The sequence below is a fragment of the Methylotuvimicrobium buryatense 5G genome, assembly GCF_000341735.1.
Taxonomy (GTDB): Bacteria; Pseudomonadota; Gammaproteobacteria; order Methylococcales; family Methylomonadaceae; genus Methylotuvimicrobium; species Methylotuvimicrobium buryatense.
In genome coordinates, this window is record NZ_KB455575.1 from 3,262,841 (window position 1) to 3,282,024 (window position 19,184).

Here is a 19,184-nt window from a genome sequence, read left to right on the forward strand (position 1 = left end):
ACGCTAAGCCGTAAGGAATAAGTTGGTATTCTTTAACTCACTCGATACGCTCTCGGCTTCTTGCTTTGAGCCTACTCAAAACTCTTTACTTCAGGTGTTTTCGGTTTTATCAGGGTTTTCGGTCTCTGCCGCTTAGCCTTTCGCCTTGCGCCTTTTACCTTGCTCTTTTCACCTGTTTTTTTGGAAATCTGTACACGTTTTTCGCTCTCTCGCTTTAGCGATTGTCGGCCGTTGTATAACACTCTGGTTTTCAAACCGATTGGGTGTTATATGGTCAAGCCTCACGGGCAATTAGTATCAGTTAGCTTCATGTGTTACCACACTTCCACACCTGACCTATCAACCTGATCGTCTCTCAGGGCCCTTCAGGGGACTCATGGTCCCAGTGAGATCTCATCTTGGGAGAGGCTTCCCGCTTAGATGCTTTCAGCGGTTATCCCGTCCGAACATAGCTACCCGGCAATGCCATTGGCATGACAACCGGAACACCAGAGGTTCGTCCACTCCGGTCCTCTCGTACTAGGAGCAGCTTCCCTCAAATCTCAAACGCCCACGGCAGATAGGGACCGAACTGTCTCACGACGTTCTGAACCCAGCTCGCGTACCACTTTAAATGGCGAACAGCCATACCCTTAGGACCTGCTTCAGCCCTAGGATGTGATGAGCCGACATCGAGGTGCCAAACACCGCCGTCGATATGAACTCTTGGGCGGTATCAGCCTGTTATCCCCGGAGTACCTTTTATCCGTTGAGCGATGGCCCTTCCATTCAGAACCACCGGATCACTAAGACCTACTTTCGTACCTGCTCGACTTGTCCGTCTCGCAGTCAAGCGTGCTTTTGCCTTTACACTCATCGCATGATTTCCGACCATGCTGAGCACACCTTCGTGCTCCTCCGTTACTCTTTGGGAGGAGACCGCCCCAGTCAAACTACCCACCAGACACTGTCCCCAATCCAGATTATGGACCTAGGTTAGAACTTCAAACATACCAGGGTGGTATTTCAAGGTTGGCTCCACACCAACTGGCGTTGATGCTTCACAGCCTCCCACCTATCCTACACAAATAGGTTCAAAGTCCAGTGTCAAGCTATAGTAAAGGTTCACGGGGTCTTTCCGTCTAGCCGCGGGTACACTGCATCTTCACAGCGATTTCAATTTCACTGAGTCTCGGGTGGAGACAGTGTGGCCATCGTTACGCCATTCGTGCAGGTCGGAACTTACCCGACAAGGAATTTCGCTACCTTAGGACCGTTATAGTTACGGCCGCCGTTTACCGGGGCTTCGATCAAGAGCTTCTCCGAAGATAACCCCATCAATTAACCTTCCGGCACCGGGCAGGCGTCACACCCTATACGTCCACTTTCGTGTTTGCAGAGTGCTATGTTTTTGCTAAACAGTCGCAGCCACCAGTTTAATGCTACCCTCTTGGGCTCCATCCGCAAGGGACTTCACCTACCAAGGGCGTACCTTCTCCCGAAGTTACGGTACCATTTTGCCTAGTTCCTTCACCCGAGTTCTCTCAAGCGCCTTAGAATTCTCATCCCACCCACCTGTGTCGGTTTAGGGTACGGCCGCAGATAACCTGAAGCTTAGAGGTTTTTCTTGGAAGCAGGGCATCAATCACTTCGTCTCCCCAAGGGGACACTCGTCATCACGTCTCAGAATTATGGAACCGGATTTGCCTAATTCCACTCCCTACTCGCTTAAACTGCCTATTCCAACAGACAGCTGACCTAGCCTTCTCCGTCACCCCATCGCAGTTACCTCCGGTACAGGAATATTAACCTGTTTTCCATCGACTACGCCTTTCGGCCTCGCCTTAGGTGCCGACTAACCCTGCGTCGATTAGCGTTGCGCAGGAAACCTTGGGTTTTCGGCGTGGGGGNTTTTCACCCCCATTATCGTTACTCATGTCAGCATTCGCACTTCTGATACCTCCAGCCGACTTCTCAATCGACCTTCGCAGGCGTACAGAACGCTCCTCTACCACCTTACTTACGTAAGATCCGTAGCTTCGGTACTATGCTTAGCCCCGGTGAATCTTCCGCGCAAGCCGACTCGACCAGTGAGCTATTACGCTTTCTTTAAAGGATGGCTGCTTCTAAGCCAACCTCCTGGCTGTCTGGGCCTTCTCACATCGTTTCCCACTGAGCATAGATTTGGGGACCTTAGCTGACGGTCTGGGCTGTTTCCCTTTTCACGACGGACCTTATCACCCGCCGTGTGTCTCCCGTGCTCGCACTTGTTGGTATTCGGAGTTTGCATCGGGTTGGTAAGTCGAGATGACCCCCTAGCCGAAACAGTGCTCTACCCCCAACAGTGATACACGAGGCGCTACCTAAATAGCTTTCGAGGAGAACCAGCTATCTCCGAGCTTGATTAGCCTTTCACTCCGATCCACAACTCATCCGAATCCTTTTCAACGGATCCCGGTTCGGCCCTCCAGTTAGTATTACCCAACCTTCAGCCTGGTCATGGATAGATCGCCCGGTTTCGGGTCTAATCCCAGCGACTATGACGCCCTATTCAGACTCGCTTTCGCTACGCCTCCCCTATTCGGTTAAGCTTGCCACTGAGATTAAGTCGCTGACCCATTATACAAAAGGTACGCAGTCACCCATCCGAAGACAGGCTCCTACTGCTTGTACGCATACGGTTTCAGGTTCTATTTCACTCCCCTCTCCGGGGTTCTTTTCGCCTTTCCCTCACGGTACTGGTTCACTATCGGTCGATAAGGAGTATTTAGCCTTGGAGGATGGTCCCCCCATATTCAGACAAGGTTTCACGTGCCCCGTCCTACTCGTTTTCACACTCAGCAAATTTTCGTATACGCGGCTATCACGCTGTATCGCCAGACTTTCCAGACTGTTCTACTAATTTGCTCAATGCTTAAGGGCTGCTCCCCGTTCGCTCGCCGCTACTAAGGGAATCTCGGTTGATTTCTTTTCCTCCGGGTACTTAGATGTTTCAGTTCCCCGGGTTCGCCTCCTTAAGCTATGTATTCACTTAAGGATAATCAGGTTGTCCTGATTGGGTTGCCCCATTCGGAAATCCGCGGATCAAAGTTAGTTTGCAAACTCCCCGCGGCTTATCGCATGCTACTACGTCCTTCCTCGCCTCTTATCGCCTAGGCATCCACCGTATGCGCTTATTCACTTGACCATATAACCCCAATAAGTCTGACGTTATACGGATCAGCTGACATTTTCGCTTTCTGCTTGAGAACTCATTCAGTTCACGTTCGGTTCCGCCTATTTTAATCGCTCCCCTTGCCTTTCGACACGGGCGCTTCTAAACTCGACTTCTCCGTCTGTGTACATGAACTTGTTATTTGTATCTTCTTAGTTTAAATTGCTTTAAACGCTGAATTTACAGTGTACAGATTTCCAAATTGTTAAAGAGCTATTACTGACGTTGTTGTTTCGTCACCAATGCTATACAGTCTTTTCGGGTGTTCGCCGTTAAAACTGTATAGCATTGGTGGAGCCAGGGAGGATCGAACTCCCGACCTCCTGCGTGCAAGGCAGGCGCTCTCCCAGCTGAGCTATGGCCCCTTGGGGGGTCGTGCAAACCAGGCAGTGCTAGCTTGACGGGTGGTCCTTCCGCTTCCAGGCTTGCGCCGCGTTGGTGGGCCTGGGAGGATTTGAACCTCCGACCTCACCCTTATCAGGGGTGCGCTCTAACCAACTGAGCTACAGGCCCAGGCTCGTGACGTCTTCGATCAAAATAATTTGTTGTGGGTACTTATGACGAACGCTTGCTGTCTTTGTAAGGAGGTGATCCAGCCCCAGGTTCCCCTAGGGCTACCTTGTTACGACTTCACCCCAGTCATGAATCACAAAGTGGTAAGCGCCCTCCCGAAGGTTAAACTACCTACTTCTTTTGCAACCCACTCCCATGGTGTGACGGGCGGTGTGTACAAGGCCCGGGAACGTATTCACCGCGACATTCTGATTCGCGATTACTAGCGATTCCGACTTCATGCAGTCGAGTTGCAGACTGCAATCCGGACTAGGACCGGCTTTCTGGGATTTGCTTACTCTCGCAAGTTCGCTGCCCTCTGTACCGGCCATTGTAGCACGTGTGTAGCCCTACCCATAAGGGCCATGATGACTTGACGTCGTCCCCACCTTCCTCCGGTTTATCACCGGCAGTCTCCCTAGAGTTCCCAGCTTGACCTGTTGGCAACTAAGGATAAGGGTTGCGCTCGTTACGGGACTTAACCCAACATCTCACGACACGAGCTGACGACAGCCATGCAGCACCTGTCTCAGAGTTCCCGAAGGCACTCCACTATCTCTAACAGATTCTCTGGATGTCAAGGGTAGGTAAGGTTCTTCGCGTTGCATCGAATTAAACCACATGCTCCACCGCTTGTGCGGGCCCCCGTCAATTCATTTGAGTTTTAACCTTGCGGCCGTACTCCCCAGGCGGTCAACTTAATGCGTTAGCTGCACCACTAAGTCTCAATAAAGACCCAACGGCTAGTTGACATCGTTTACGGCGTGGACTACCAGGGTATCTAATCCTGTTTGCTACCCACGCTTTCGTACCTCAGCGTCAGTTTTAGGCCAGAGAGCCGCCTTCGCCACTGGTGTTCCTTCCGATCTCTACGCATTTCACCGCTACACCGGAAATTCCACTCTCCTCTCCTAAACTCTAGCTGCCCAGTATCAAATGCCGTTCCCAGGTTAAGCCCGGGGCTTTCACATCTGACTTAAACAGCCGCCTACGCACGCTTTACGCCCAGTAATTCCGATTAACGCTCGCACCCTCCGTATTACCGCGGCTGCTGGCACGGAGTTAGCCGGTGCTTCTTCTATAGGTAATGTCAAGGCATCGGGTATTCGCCAACGCTTTTTCCTCCCTATTGAAAGTGCTTTACAACCCTCAGGCCTTCTTCACACACGCGGTATTGCTGGATCAGGCTTGCGCCCATTGTCCAATATTCCCCACTGCTGCCTCCCGTAGGAGTCTGGGCCGTGTCTCAGTCCCAGTGTGGCTGATCGTCCTCTCAGACCAGCTATGGATCGTCGCCTTGGTAGGCCTTTACCCTACCAACTAGCTAATCCAACGCAGGCTCATCTGATAGCGCGAGGTCCGAAGATCCCCCGCTTTCCCCCTCAGGGCGTATGCGGTATTAGCGTGAGTTTCCCCACGTTGTCCCCCACTACCAGGCAGATTCCTACGCGTTACTCACCCGTCCGCCACTCGTCGGCTCCCGAAGGACCGTTACCGTTCGACTTGCATGTGTTAAGCATACCGCCAGCGTTCAATCTGAGCCATGATCAAACTCTTCAGTTTAATATGGTTTGTGACTAAATAAGATCAGTCACCAATCTTGGCTCGACTAAGAATTAAACGTAATCTACTTGAATTAACGTGTTGTTCTTGCGTCGAATAGCTTTAACCGCTAAGCTACCCGCCACAAGCACCCACACAAATTATTTTGATCTGCTTGTTAAAGAGCTGGAAGACTTTCTCTCCCGTTGAGCCCGCCTATTATACAGAGGCAAAACTCAATGTCAAACTTTATTTTCAATCTCTTTCCCCGTCGTTCCGCTGTTTCGCGGCGGGAAAGACGAGCATTATACAGCAACACACCAACCCGTCAAGAGTTTATTTTGCTTTTTCATTTTGTCGATTTACTTTATCCGGCATACTTGGTCTCACCATTAAACTGCATCTCGTATAACCTGGCATAAAGCCCTTTCTTTTCAATCAATTCCTTGTGACTTCCCCGCTCTACTATTTGGCCGTTTTCCATTACAAGAATCACATCCGCACTCTCTATGGTGGACAAACGATGGGCCACCACTATTGTGGTCCTATTAGTAAGAACGTTCTGCAAGGCCTTTTGAATATACCGCTCCGATTCGGTATCGAGGGCAGAAGTTGCCTCATCTAGGATTAAAACCGGCGCATTCTTTAATAATGCTCTCGCTAAAGCTAATCGCTGCTTTTGTCCTCCTGACAACTTAACGCCATTTTCCCCGATTTCAGTTTGCAAACCCTTCGGCATTTTTTGGATAAAATTCATTGCATAGGCATCTTTCGCCGCTTGCTTCACGCTTTCCAATGAAACTCCTTGCAACGCGCCATAGGCAATATTGTTCGCTACCGTATCGTTAAACAATGTGACTTGCTGGGTTACTACTGCAATTTGTCGCCTTAAGTTTTCCAACTTATAAGCGGTTATGTCTACGCCATCCAGAAGGATTTGACCCGACGAATATTCGTAAAATCTCGGCAATAAATTAATTAGCGTACTCTTACCTCCTCCAGAGGCACCAACTAAAGCTACAGTCTGCCCTGGCTCAACAGTAAAACTTATTCCTTTTAATGCCTCGCTCTCCGCTCCCTGGTATTTAAATCGTACATTTTTAAATTCAATTTTACCGCTACAATGCTTTGACTCATATCCGCCAGAATCATTCTCGAGTGGCTCATCCAATATGGTAAACAAGGACTCGGCCGCCACCACACCTTTTTGTATTTTTGAATTAGCATCACTCAATTGCCTAATGGGTCGCGGCAATAGAAAAGCGGCTGTTAAAAACGCAACAAATTCACCCGCAGTCGCCTCCTGCATTAAAGTCAAAGACATATACATTAAGCCGGCCAAAGCAATAGAAATAATTAATTGCAGCAATGGACCATGTAACGCTGATGTTGCTGCAAGCTTTAATGATTGCCGACGATGAAATTGACTACCTTCCTTGAATCTATTTTTTTCATATTCTTCGCCACCATAACTCCTGACGATGCGATGCCCATTGACCAGCTCAGAGGTTATATGCGTTAAATTACCTATCGAATTTTGAATATCTTTACTCAATGCTCGCAATCTTTTACTCACATATTTGACCAGCCACACAATAAATGGCGTTACCGACAAAAACGCTAATGTCAACAACCAGTTCATATAAAATAAATACAGCACTAAACCAAGCGCGGTCAGTCCTTCCTTAATCACGATTTGCACCGAATCGGTCGTTGCTTGAGTCACTTCACCAACGTTATGCGTGATCCTCGACATCATATAACCGCTATTGTTTGAATCGAAATAATTCGTAGGTAAGCCTGTATAATGATTGAATATTTCACACCTTAATGCATGGACAATACTTGTTGACACTTTTGCGATGAAATAATTACCCAGATAAGATCCGGTTCCTCTTAACAGTATCAACCCAATAAAGAGCAAGGGCATCAAACCTACATCTTCTCTCGAACCACTCTGTAAAGAGTCGATGATGTGTTTTAAGATTGCCGCAAACAATGGCTGTGTCGCAGCATAAATAAAGAAACCGATTATGCTTAAAAAAAACCAACTTTTATACGGCCTGACATAGCTCAGTAATCTTTTATAAACTTGATAACCGACCTTTGCTTTTTTCTGTTTTTTTAATTTAAAAATTTTCATGATCCCACAGTCTAATTCGTAACGAAACTAACCGACTGCTTAACTGATTAATGTATATTTAGCCCTGTTATCTTTCATTTGCCTGAAAGTTGGCTCAAGGTTTTGTTTTCTGCACTTCAAATTTTGGCGATGCTTAAGGAGGCACCGGGATGCTAGGCCGATCTTTGCTCCTCGGCAATCGCTGAGATACAAGGATGTAATGAATGCAGAAATGCAGTAGCATTTTTCTGCCCTGCATCGCCTAAGCGCTAACTGTTGAAACCCTAATACACGCCATTCATACCGCTTGCAAAAGCTTTGCCTACATTGACGTATTACCGGCGTCCTTTGACGACCGCCCGGTGCCGAATTTTGATCTACGATTGGTCTATAATGAAAAATCTTCTTAGGATTTGGTCGTAAATGACTTCACTATATTACTCCCTTTATACTCAAAAAATGGTTAGCTTTATGAAGGTATGGGGTGTGGCTAGCGAGGACGTCGGCAGCAGGGAGAGCTACCGTCAAGCTCCCATGGATGGATTTACGGCAGTCCTCGATAGACATATCCAATACCTTTTATTCTTTGGCGGTTTTTCAATCAAAAGGGAGTATGAAGGGTTCGGTTGCTCGATTGACTGGTGTCGGCAACCGGGATAGCCGCCGACAGGCCTACACGAACTTATTCACGACGTACTGTCAAGCGAGTTGCCGAACCCTCAACAAAACTCATATCTCCTGGACCTTATTTATTACGAAATCCTTACTTCATAAAATCGACTACTCAGATAATTTAGGTGCTGGGCGAATCCATTCATGGCAACCTGCAGAAACCTGAACAACATGGATCAGTGAATGCAGATTTTGCATGAAGCTAAATCCGCCCCACTGACGATTACCTCGTCAAACACACCCTACACCTTCTGAAAATTAGCCTATTTTTCAATTCGATAGGAGCAAATATAAACAATCCCGATAAACATTCAGACACTTACTTTTGGATAACCAAAGTAAAAGTCTTGCGAACAGCCCTATTAAAAATGTCTTTATTGTAAATTGTAAACAAGATTCAAAGTGACGGGTACCACTCCAGTAATACTTTGCAAATTAACGATTTCTCGTAACTTTTCAACTCCCGCCTGCAAACCGAACCATTCGGTATTCATTATAATCGGCTCGATAGTTGTCACCGAGACTTGGGCATTGGTTAACTTAATAATTCTTAAGTTAGCATCCATTGAACGCTCAACGCCCTGCAATCTAAGATTCGCGGTTACGGGCAGGTCCATCATTTGCCCGGCCTTTAACGAATCTAAGCGAGTCTTTTCAAATTTCAGCTCAACTAACGCTTCCGGAAAACGTTCAATTTGAAATAACAACTCCTTCATTCGCTCATTTCTGATCGGTACGCCGGTTTCAACGCTATCTAACTGAATAACTAGTTTGGCCACACCTTCATCACTTAACGATCCAGACATTTTATTGAACGTATGTTTCTCGGTAACGCTTGCATTTTTGGTAGTGAGAAAACTTAATGACGATAATTTTTGATTTAAGGCCCAATCGGCAAACGCCGTTGGCGCAAATAATACCAACCCAATTAATGCTAACTTTTTCATTTTCAACCTCGGTTTAAAATCCAAACAATCGAAAAATCACGCGACTGAACCGCGCGTAAATAACTCAAGTGACATGAAGCAACTTATTGTTTACCCATTGCCAACCAAATTTTCGTGCCGAAACTTGATCAAAGGTACAGCAACATTCACGATGAAAAATTTTCACTCATAGAAACTCCAACTACCTATTCATCCATCGTTTGATAAGCGGCGGCTCTACTTCTCCCGATAGGTACCCAAGCAGATATATTTGTTAAGCCTCTCATGACCGGCGCCGCCCCGCCCATCGCAACCGCATCGACCAAACAATACCAAGCAGCAACTCCGCTCGGCGGATTTCCTTGTGGAAGACCCAACACAGGATCAATGGAAGCCCACGTCCAAGTTCCGGCAGCCGTCCCAATTAACTCCAACCAGGTTGTGATAAAAAATGCAGCCAGATAAACCAGCGGAGAACGTCCTTTAAATAAATAACCTAAAAATACGCAAAACAACAGCGCCCCTACCGAGTCTCCCTGCACAGCCAGGCCACTGATGCCCCAAATCGACCAAAGTCCACAAACTACGACGACGAATAGCGCAATCATTCGTGCATACCGCATAAAGAATCCGGAACGCGCCAACGCAACGGCGGTCAAGTAAACCATTCCATGCCCCGGGGGAACATACGCCGGTACATTTTCAAAGCGATAGGTATACCCCCCCATATAAGGAGACGCAAAATGCTCGCCGACTGTCGCAAAAGCTACGGCAATAATAACTTGCATCCTTACTTCACTGGATTCACCCAACAACAAACCTATGAGAAAAACCCATCCGCAAACGCCCAATGCATTTTGTTTTTCCATGGTAGCGTTGGCATCTACGACCAAACACACAGCTACACAAAAAAATGTAAATCCTGCAATAAAATAGTCGCGCGGTCTATGCTCGTAAGCAATACCCGGCTCCGGAAAATGTCTTAACATCAAACTTCCTCGTTGATCACATATTTAAACAAAAGCAGCAATCCTCGTTAATTTCCCGCGAATACCCAGGAAATCACCGCATATCGAACTAATTTTCCAATAAAAATGAATACTATAGATGAATACAAAGATAATTTTAACCACCCTCCGGCAAAACAAAAACCATCTCCGATAACAGGCAACCATGAAAATAAAAGCGCCCATTGTCCCCATTTTCTAACCCACATTATCGCTTTTTGTTTATTAGTCTCTAACAATGATTCGATAGGATATTTCTTTGCCGCCAAATATCCTAAAAACCAAGTTGTTAAAGCACCTAAAGTATTGCCGATCGTCGCAATACCGACTAATAGTATCACTTGGTCTTGATGGTCCGACACCATCAGAGCCAGCACGGCTTCAGAGCCGCCTGGAGCAATCGTCGACGATATAAAGGCACTAAAAAATAAACCCGCAAACCCTAGATAATCTTCCGGCATTTACTTAACCCACAAAAAAGCCCCTGAAACCCATAGGTTACAGGGGCTTGACCCATTTTTTACATTTATTTCTCAGGCAATACTTTATTTTTTCCTGAAAAAACGGACTGTAGCACTTTGGAAAAAAATCTGTATATAAAACCTAACACATTTCCGATTAACTCAAATACATAAGAAACACCTTCGGAAAAACTCATCCCTTTGAATTTTTTTGCTAATAAAGGCGAGATCAACAAACCAATCGCCAAACCTATCACCATAACCCCGGAAAACCATGAGCTATTCTCTTGCGAAACTGTGTTACTTGTTATTGCCGCTGAAGCGGCTTGGGACTGAATAGGATTATCGAGAATTGGGGAAACTTCGTAACTATCCTGAATCACATAGGGAGTCACACCCGGGATACTCGGCAAATCGCCGGCTCCCTTACCTACTTTCAACTGCGCCTTCATCCCTTTCTCCATGTGTTGGGCGATATCGCAATGCACTAAATAGGTTTTATCTCCAGGCGGTAAAATTAATGTACCCGATATTTTTCCGGGACCGGTTACTTCCAAATGGAACATACCTTTCGGATACAAATATTTGGGCAAGCCATGCATCATCCATTGATGTCGAATATTGTCATCGTTAATGAAATTAACCGTCAATTTGGTGCAGGGTTCGAACTGAAACTCCTGGGTATCGAATGCAAACATTCGCCCCGGAAATTTTTCGGCATATTGGTGTCCCGCGCGAACCGTAATTTCCTTAGTTGCAGCAATCTTATCGCAACCACCGGGCAAGGTATCCGAATTTTGCCCCATTACCATTCCGCCGCCCATGTCCATCAGATGGCCGCCACCGTGATCCATCATATTGTTGTGCTCTTCATACTCCTTTGCTTGGAGCACCGTCGATGCCAACATAAAACTTGCAGCAACCATTGAGAAAAATCCAAACCTCATTATTTTCACCTTAACTTTAAAATTCGTCTTCATTAATAACTTTTTGTCGACATTCTTAACCATCTGACCGTTTAGGATCGTTCGCTTGACCTATTCCACTCGGCCACAATTTCGGATTTTCGTCCGGCCTTTTCAGATCACCTGCTCCGCCTAACACAGTTCAAAGCGGTTTCTAGGCCTGGAAAAGACCCGTATCGTCGAACACCAGTTTAACAAGCCTTGCCTTCCGATTACCGGTTCTCAATGATTGCTTACTTCCTTGTCTACGCTATTAATTAAATGACTCGCCTTTAATATTTGCAACCAAAACCGACGATAAGCATTTGAAATAGATTTGAAAACAGAACTTAGCAAATATTTCATTCCTGTCATAACCAGGCATAGCACATGCATTGAAATGGGCTATGCCTGTATGTAATGACAAAAATTGATTGGCGACTTTCGAGTATTCACCGCCACCCAATAAAAACTTAGGCTTCTTTGATTTTTCCTAACAATTCGTCAACTTTTTTCTTAAATCCGGCATGAGACAGATAGAGGATATAAAGACCGGCAAACACAAAAAAGGCATATAACGCCATTAAACCCGTACTGGTCTGTTGACCTTTACCTGCGACAAAGCCCATGTGAACATCCAGCCTTTCGCCTTCATCAGGTACCAGCGTGATGTGAATTAGGTAATTTCCGACCTCTGGAACGCCTTTATCCAAAGTTAACGTTACTGTCCCGGATTTATGTTTTGACGCAGGCAAATGAAATACGCGAGTACCCTCAGGCTCTTTTGTCACCTCGAACTCAACCGACATCTTTCTGTATCGTGGATCTTGATAATCGAAAACTAATTGAGTCAAAGTGTTAATGCTAGGAATATTTGCACAAAATTCCTCGGCTGGAAAAGCATTGGGTTGATAAGCCGTGTAATGAACCCAGTGCCCAGGCTCCAATTCAAACTTACATTGATCGGTATCGGTACCCGCCGCACCACCATGAGCCCAAACGGAAGCGGAAAAAACCAAGCCCATAAGCGCTAGGAGACTATTTCTTACGATGTTCTTTCTGTTCATAATACCTTCCAGTTTTGTCGGTTAATTATAATTTTTATAATTGCTTGTTGCTCTTTTATAGACTAAAACCAGCGATAAACCAAAGCTTCGAATAAGCAAAAATCTGCATTAATTTTTTATTATCACTGATGCACTTATGAACTCTAGCATATCGCCCAATACAAATAAAGCCACTCCCGTCTTAGTCAATAACCTTGTCAGGTGGGAACATGTTCGTCGAGGCGCACCGTAAACCCATCCATAGGGGCTTGACGGTATGACCTTGATGTCGACTTTCGCCTAACATTCCGCCCACCTTTTTTGTTTATTAGACGTTTTTTCGCTCATGATAAACGTAATGATATGACATATCTCCATGCAACTACACAATCAAAATCCATCTTAACAAACAACGCCCTTTGAATTTAGGTGCGGGGTAAATTGCCCCAAAAAGGCACATAGTAATATAATGCTTATTTAATATGTATCCGCAATTAGCCGTGTTTTCGTAGACTTTTGCAAACCTGACCGCCCATACAGGAAATTAATCACATGCCATCTTTGACCCAGACCCCCACCTGGAAATCCTTAGTTAGTCATTGCGCCGCCATTCAAAACTTCGACCTGAGAGAAGCTTTTAATCTAAATCCTCGTCGTTTTGAACAATTCTCACTTCAATTCAACGACATTCTATTCGACTACTCGAAAAACTTAATCACGGAAGACACGCGTTCATTGTTGGTCGATTTGGCAACTCATTCGGCACTTAGTTCAAAAATCGAAGCCATGTTTACCGGCGAAAAGATCAACCACACCGAACAAAGAGCTGTTTTGCATACCGCATTACGCAACAGAAGCAACCACCCGGTCATGGTTGACGGAGTCGATGTAATGTCAAACATCAATCAGGTTCTGGCCAAAATGCGCGTCTTTACGGATAAGGTAAGAAACGAACAATGGCTAGGACAGACTGGAAAACCCGTTAAGGACATCGTCAATATCGGCATAGGCGGCTCGAACCTTGGCCCGAAGATGGTTGCTACTGCGCTAACCCCTTATGCTTCCGATAAATTAAATGTTCATTTTGTTTCAAACGTCGATCAAACCGATCTCGTCGAAACACTCAAACCGCTCAACGCCGAAACGACTCTGTTTATCGTTGCATCAAAAATGTTCAACACTCAGGAAACCATGACTAATGCGCACTCCGCAAGAAATTGGTTTCTCGAGCAAATTAATGACGAAAAAGCCATCGGTAAGCATTTTGTCGCGATTTCCACACACCCTGAAAATGTCATTGAATTTGGCATCGATCCGGAAAACATTTTCGAATTTTGGGACTGGGTTGGCGGACGCTATTCATTATGGTCATCAATTGGCCTGTCCATTGCGCTACAAGTAGGGATGGATAATTTCGAACAATTGTTGCAAGGCGCCCATGAGGCCGATTTACATTTTAGAGATACGCCATTCGACCGCAATATTCCGGTCATCATGGGTTTACTAGGCATTTGGTATAACAATTTTTATGGCGCAGAATCTCATGCAATATTGCCCTACGACCAATCACTGCGTTATTTTTGCGAGTTCCTACAACAAAGCGACATGGAAAGTAACGGTAAAAGCATCGACAGAGAGGGGCAACCGGTCGATTATAGTACCGGACCGATCATTTGGGGCCAACCGGGAACGAATGGACAGCATGCATTTTACCAATTGATCCATCAAGGCACTAAACTAATACCTTGTGACTTCCTGGCACCGGCTAACTCACATTATCACCTACCGAAACATCATGATATTTTAATTTCAAACTTTCTTGCCCAACCGGAAGCTTTGATGCATGGCAGAAGTGCCGAAGAAGTCATTGCCGAACTACCCGAACAAGACAGAAATAACGCCATATTAGTCGCATCTAAAGTCTTTGAGGGTAATAAACCGTCTAACTCTTTTCTTTTCGATAAGCTTACGCCTAAAACATTAGGCTCGTTGATCGCATTTTACGAGCATAAAATCTTCGTGCAAGGCGCTATTTGGAATATCAATTCTTTCGACCAAATGGGCGTTGAACTGGGCAAAGTACTGGCCAAAGTCATTTTGCCCGAACTGCTAAATGACGAAACCATCGGCAGTCATGACTGTTCCACGAACGGTCTGATTAATGCCTATAAAAAATTACGTAAAGCAGACGATTAATCAGTACTAAACTAACGACGGGCCCGAAAGAAGTCTTTAAGCATTTCGGAACACTCGTCTTTTAAAACACCGCATCGCCATGCGACTCGATGATTTAAAAATGACGATTCGGATAGATTCATTGCACTGCATACTGCGCCACGCTTAGGATCTTCGGCGGCAAATACCAGGCGCTCGATTCTTGCATGAACGATCGCCCCCATACACATCACACAAGGCTCAAGCGTAACGAAGATCGTCGTACCGGTCAGCCGATAGTTTTTCAATACCTTGCCGGCCTCACGAATCGCAAGCATTTCCGCATGTGCCGACGGATCGTGACTCGCAATCGGCCGATTCCATCCTTCGGCAATGCAGACATCATCTTTGACGATAACCGCCCCGACCGGCACCTCACCCATAGACTCGGCACGTTGCGCCAATCTAAAGGCATGCCGCATCCACGCTTCGTCGTTATGATTATCGGCTATTCCCACTCAATCGTAGCCGGCGGTTTGCCGGAAATATCGTAAGTCACCCGAGAAATACCCGAGACTTCGTTAATGATCCGACGCGAAACCAAATCCAAAAAATCGTAAGGTAAATGCGCCCAACGCGCCGTCATGAAATCGATGGTTTCAACCGCGCGCAAGGCAATCACATAATCGTAACGCCGCCCGTCGCCCATTACGCCGACCGACTTGACCGGCAAAAACACCGCAAATGCCTGACTGACCTTTTCATACAGTTGGCGCCGATACAATTCTTCGATAAATATCGCATCGGCTTGTCGCAGCAAATCGGCATAGTCTTTTTTGACTTCACCTAAAATCCGCACACCCAAGCCCGGCCCAGGAAAAGGATGACGAAATACCATTTCGTAAGGCAAGCCAAGCTCCAAACCAAGCTTTCTAACCTCATCCTTGAACAATTCACGCAAGGGCTCCAGCAACTTAAGCGTCATATTTTCCGGCAAGCCACCGACGTTATGGTGAGACTTGATTAAATGAGCCTTACCGCTTTTCGCACCCGCCGACTCGATCACATCCGGATAAATCGTGCCTTGCGCCAACCATTTCGCATCGGCCAGTTTAGCGGCTTCCTCATCGAAGATCTCAACGAACAAGTTACCGATAATTTTTCGTTTCTGCTCCGGATCCGCCACTCCTTGCAATGCCTCTAGGTAACGTTGCTCGGCATCGACCCTAATTACCCGAACGCCCATGTGCTCGGCAAATGTAGCCATGACCTGATCGCCTTCGTGCAAGCGCAACAAGCCGGTATCGACAAACACACATGTCAATTGATCGCCGATTGCCTCATGCAATAAAGCCGCCACAACCGACGAATCCACTCCGCCTGAAAGCCCTAAAATCACTCGATCGGAGCCGACTTTACGACGAACCGCATGTACACTGTCTTCGATGATATTATCGGCCGTCCACAGCGCCTCGCAACCGCAAATGTCGAGCACAAAACGCGACAGTATTCTTGAACCCTGCCGGGTATGAGTCACTTCCGGATGAAATTGCAAACCATAAAACAACTTTTCTTCATGCGCGATACCGGCAATAGGCGCTCCGTCGGAACTGGCAATACGAATAAAACCTTCCGGCAATTCGACAACCCTATCGCCATGACTCATCCACACATCCAGTAAACCGAAGCCTTCCGGCGATGTATGATCCTCAATACCTTTCAATAACTTAGAATGCGCATGCGCGCGAATTTGCGCATAACCGAATTCCCGATGACTGGACGACTCGACTCTACCGCCTAATTGCTCGGTCATGGTCTGCATACCGTAGCAAATACCCAATACAGGAACACCCAATGCAAAAACCCGTTGCGGCGCACGCGGCGTATCATCGCTAGTGACTGTTTCCGGACCACCCGACAATATAATGCCATTCGGTGCAAATCCGATGATGTCATCGATCTCGCAATCACAAGAAAGTATTTCGCAATACACACCGATTTCTCGTATCCTCCGGGCGATTAATTGGGTGTATTGGGACCCGAAATCCAGTATCAGGATTTTATACAGATGAATGTTGGTCGATGCTTGCTGGCTCACGTTGAACCTCGAATATTGTAACGACAAAAATTAAAAGGGCTCCTACGAGCCCTTGATGAGTTTTTCGGATGGATTAACCGTTATTCCATATGATAATTAGGTGCTTCCTTGGTAATCGTAACATCATGAACATGGCTTTCACGCATGCCGGCATTGGTAACCCGAACAAATTCGGATCGCTGATGCATATCATCGATCGTACGGCTACCGGTATAGCCCATGCTCGCCCTAATACCGCCCAACAATTGATGGATGATCGCATACAGGCTGCCTTTGTAAGGCACTCTGCCTTCAATACCCTCGGGCACCAGTTTTTCGACTTTATCGGTTTCCTCTTGAAAATATCGATCGCTGGAACCTTGCGACTGGGCCATCGCGCCCAGCGATCCCATTCCTCGATACGATTTATAAGATCGGCCTTGATAAAGCTCGACTTCGCCAGGCGCTTCTTCAGTGCCGGCGAACAAACCACCTAACATCACCGCATAAGCCCCCGCAGCCAATGCCTTGGCAACATCGCCCGAATACCGAACGCCGCCATCCGCGATCAGAGGAACGCCGGTACCTTTAAGCGCATCGGCAACATTACTGACTGCAGTTATTTGAGGTACACCCACACCGGCAACTATACGAGTCGTACAGATCGAGCCCGGCCCGATCCCCACTTTAACTGCATCGGCTCCTGCCTCAACCAACGCTTTCGCAGCTGCCGCCGTGGCGATATTTCCACCGATCACCTGTACTTCCGGATAATATCGCTTAACCCAACTGACCCGATCCAATACGCCTTGAGAATGCCCATGAGCCGTATCGACAATGATCACATCCACGCCGGCTTTCACCAACGCCTCAACGCGCTCTTCAGTACCCTGACCGGTACCGACCGCAGCACCAACGCGAAGACGCTCTTGCTCATCCTTACATGCTTGCGGATAGTCTTTCGCTTTTTGTATATCTTTGACCGTGATCATCCCTTTCAAATGAAATGAATCATTGACCACTAATACTTTCTCGATGCGATATTTGTGCAGCAGTTCGATAGCTTCCTTGTGATCGGCGTTTTCATTAACCGTAATCAAGCGTTCTTTTGGCGTCATCACTTTCGAAACCGGCTCATCGAAGCGTGTTTCAAAGCGTAAATCGCGACTCGTTACTATACCGACTAAATTATCGCCATCAACCACCGGAACGCCGGAAATGTTTTTTGCCCGTGTCAGCGCCAATACTTCACGAATACTAATATTGGGCGACACGGTAATAGGATCCTTGATCACCCCGCTTTCGTATTTTTTGACTCGCAACACTTCCCGCGCTTGTTGCTCCGCAGTCATGTTTTTATGAATAATACCAATCCCGCCCTCCTGTGCAATTGCGATAGCGAGCCTCGATTCTGTTACCGTATCCATCGCCGCGGAAATCAAAGGAATATTAAGCGTAATATCGCGCGTCAAACGGGTTTTCAAATCCACATCGCGAGGCAACACCGTCGAATGGGCCGGAACCAGTAATACATCATCAAACGTGAGAGCTTCCTGAATAACTCGCATACTCACTCCTTACAGTCAGAAAAATAACCGAAAATTATACTATGAAATATTTGACATTAGAATCAGCTTGTTCAATATAGTTTCCGAACCGCTAGACAATCGTGCTAACAACCTGATTATTCCGAAAGCAACTTTGCCGCCATGATAAAAATTAAGAGTGAAAAATAACACTTGATGGTTTGCGCGGGAAGCTTATGAGCCAATTTTGCTCCCAACGGAGCAGTGACCATACTCAATAACACAATGCCTGCAAACGCTGGCAAATAAACATATCCCCAACTGCCTGCAGGCAAACCGGTTTTTTCAAAGCCTAACAACATATAACTAAGCGTCCCGCCAAACGCAATCGGCAATCCGCACGCACTGGCAATACCCACCGCGTTGCGTACCGGAAATTGTCCGCGCACCAAGTAAGGCACCGTCATCGTCCCTCCCCCGATACCTAACATTGACGAAAGAATTCCGATGACAATGGAGGCCGCTGCATCCAGGAACGGCGATTGCTGCATCGCACCGGCTTCCGGCTTGATTTGGAATGCCATCTGAAACCCTATGTACAACAGAAAAATAGCAAAGATAATGCGCAGTGAGTCCGCCGATATTGTATCGGCAATTACGGCACCTAAAACCGACCCTATTACGATGCCCGGAACCAAGCTGTAGACCTTGCCCCATATCACAGACTTCAACCTGTGATGTGCAAGAGTCGCCGAAATTGAAGTCAACACGATAGTCGCCAATGACGTAGCGACAGCCATATGCATGATAAAATCGGCTGCAAAACCCTGCGCCTTAAACAAAAAAACAAGTATCGGCACCAATATTAGTCCGCCGCCGATACCGAATAATCCCGCAAATAATCCGCTAACCGTGCCGGCAATCATGCTTAAAATAAAAATTTCGACCACTCCCCCCCCTTT

General features: G+C 46.6%; 11 protein-coding genes, 2 tRNA genes and 2 rRNA genes. 1 reads left to right on the forward strand and 14 read right to left on the reverse strand.

The features are described from left to right. Positions 1-270: 270 nt before the first annotated feature. The 10 genes from METBU_RS0114740 to METBU_RS0114790 form a co-directional block, all read right to left on the reverse strand. Positions 271-3,166: ribosomal RNA gene (locus METBU_RS0114740) — 23S ribosomal RNA — on the reverse strand. Between the two features lie 316 nt (positions 3,167-3,482). Further along, a tRNA-Ala gene (locus tag METBU_RS0114745) sits at positions 3,483-3,558 on the reverse strand. A 71-nt stretch (positions 3,559-3,629) separates the two neighbouring features. Beyond that, a tRNA-Ile gene (locus METBU_RS0114750) sits at positions 3,630-3,706 on the reverse strand. 67 nt (positions 3,707-3,773) lie between these two features. Beyond that, positions 3,774-5,308 (reverse strand): 16S ribosomal RNA (locus tag METBU_RS0114755). Together the 16S and 23S rRNA genes with 2 tRNA genes alongside form the textbook arrangement of a ribosomal RNA operon. Before the next feature lie 346 nt (positions 5,309-5,654). Continuing rightward, positions 5,655-7,430: a lipid A export permease/ATP-binding protein MsbA gene (gene msbA / locus METBU_RS0114760; RefSeq protein WP_017841365.1), complete on the reverse strand. Its 1,776-nt coding sequence runs from the start codon at positions 7,428-7,430 to the stop codon at positions 5,655-5,657. 1,025 nt (positions 7,431-8,455) lie between these two features. After that, the gene (locus METBU_RS0114770; protein WP_017841367.1) at positions 8,456-9,028 is read right to left on the reverse strand and encodes a YceI family protein; all 573 of its coding nucleotides are present in this window, start codon (positions 9,026-9,028) and stop codon (positions 8,456-8,458) included. A gap of 185 nt (positions 9,029-9,213) precedes the next feature. Further along, the gene (locus tag METBU_RS0114775) at positions 9,214-9,996 is read right to left on the reverse strand and encodes a hypothetical protein (RefSeq protein WP_017841368.1); all 783 of its coding nucleotides are present in this window, start codon (positions 9,994-9,996) and stop codon (positions 9,214-9,216) included. A 47-nt stretch (positions 9,997-10,043) separates the two neighbouring features. Then, a complete protein-coding gene (locus METBU_RS0114780; RefSeq protein ID WP_017841369.1) occupies positions 10,044-10,475 on the reverse strand; it encodes a YqaA family protein in 432 nt (143 codons plus the stop codon). Positions 10,476-10,540: 65 nt separating this feature from the next. Beyond that, positions 10,541-11,455 (reverse strand): copper oxidase, encoded by a 915-nt coding sequence (locus tag METBU_RS0114785; RefSeq protein ID WP_412768463.1) that lies wholly within the window; start codon positions 11,453-11,455, stop codon positions 10,541-10,543. 437 nt (positions 11,456-11,892) lie between these two features. Beyond that, a complete protein-coding gene (locus tag METBU_RS0114790; protein WP_026130247.1) occupies positions 11,893-12,486 on the reverse strand; it encodes a hypothetical protein in 594 nt (197 codons plus the stop codon). 531 nt (positions 12,487-13,017) lie between these two features. Here METBU_RS0114790 and pgi point away from each other — a divergent pair. Next, positions 13,018-14,661: a glucose-6-phosphate isomerase gene (gene pgi / locus METBU_RS0114795; RefSeq protein WP_017841372.1), complete on the forward strand. Its 1,644-nt coding sequence runs from the start codon at positions 13,018-13,020 to the stop codon at positions 14,659-14,661. Between the two features lie 11 nt (positions 14,662-14,672). Here pgi and tadA read toward each other — a convergent pair whose 3' ends face one another. The 4 genes from tadA to METBU_RS0114815 all read right to left on the reverse strand — a co-directional run bounded on the left by tadA (position 14,673) and on the right by METBU_RS0114815 (position 19,172). Then, the gene (gene tadA / locus METBU_RS0114800; RefSeq protein ID WP_017841373.1) at positions 14,673-15,137 is read right to left on the reverse strand and encodes a tRNA adenosine(34) deaminase TadA; all 465 of its coding nucleotides are present in this window, start codon (positions 15,135-15,137) and stop codon (positions 14,673-14,675) included. Continuing rightward, entirely contained in the window at positions 15,128-16,717 is a 1,590-nt protein-coding gene (guaA, locus tag METBU_RS0114805; RefSeq protein WP_026130248.1) for a glutamine-hydrolyzing GMP synthase, read from the reverse strand. The genes tadA and guaA overlap by 10 nt, the downstream gene beginning before the upstream one ends. An 80-nt stretch (positions 16,718-16,797) precedes the next feature. Then, a complete protein-coding gene (guaB, locus tag METBU_RS0114810) occupies positions 16,798-18,264 on the reverse strand; it encodes an IMP dehydrogenase (protein WP_017841375.1) in 1,467 nt (488 codons plus the stop codon). 116 nt (positions 18,265-18,380) lie between these two features. After that, positions 18,381-19,172, reverse strand: coding sequence for a sulfite exporter TauE/SafE family protein (locus tag METBU_RS0114815; RefSeq protein WP_017841376.1), 792 nt, complete (start codon positions 19,170-19,172; stop codon positions 18,381-18,383). Positions 19,173-19,184: the final 12 nt, after the last annotated feature.

What these genes read in the sequence shown, in the direction of transcription:
- msbA (WP_017841365.1), bottom strand. Translation starts at nt 7,430, where the DNA reads ATGAAAATTTTTAAATTAAAAAAACAGAAAAAAGCAAAGGTCGGTTAT.
- guaB (WP_017841375.1), bottom strand. Translation starts at nt 18,264, where the DNA reads ATGCGAGTTATTCAGGAAGCTCTCACGTTTGATGATGTATTACTGGTT.
- METBU_RS0114780 (WP_017841369.1), bottom strand. Translation starts at nt 10,475, where the DNA reads ATGCCGGAAGATTATCTAGGGTTTGCGGGTTTATTTTTTAGTGCCTTT.
- METBU_RS0114785 (WP_412768463.1), bottom strand. Translation starts at nt 11,455, where the DNA reads ATGAAGACGAATTTTAAAGTTAAGGTGAAAATAATGAGGTTTGGATTT.
- METBU_RS0114770 (WP_017841367.1), bottom strand. Translation starts at nt 9,028, where the DNA reads ATGAAAAAGTTAGCATTAATTGGGTTGGTATTATTTGCGCCAACGGCG.
- METBU_RS0114775 (WP_017841368.1), bottom strand. Translation starts at nt 9,996, where the DNA reads ATGTTAAGACATTTTCCGGAGCCGGGTATTGCTTACGAGCATAGACCG.
- METBU_RS0114790 (WP_026130247.1), bottom strand. Translation starts at nt 12,486, where the DNA reads ATGAACAGAAAGAACATCGTAAGAAATAGTCTCCTAGCGCTTATGGGC.
- pgi (WP_017841372.1), top strand. Translation starts at nt 13,018, where the DNA reads ATGCCATCTTTGACCCAGACCCCCACCTGGAAATCCTTAGTTAGTCAT.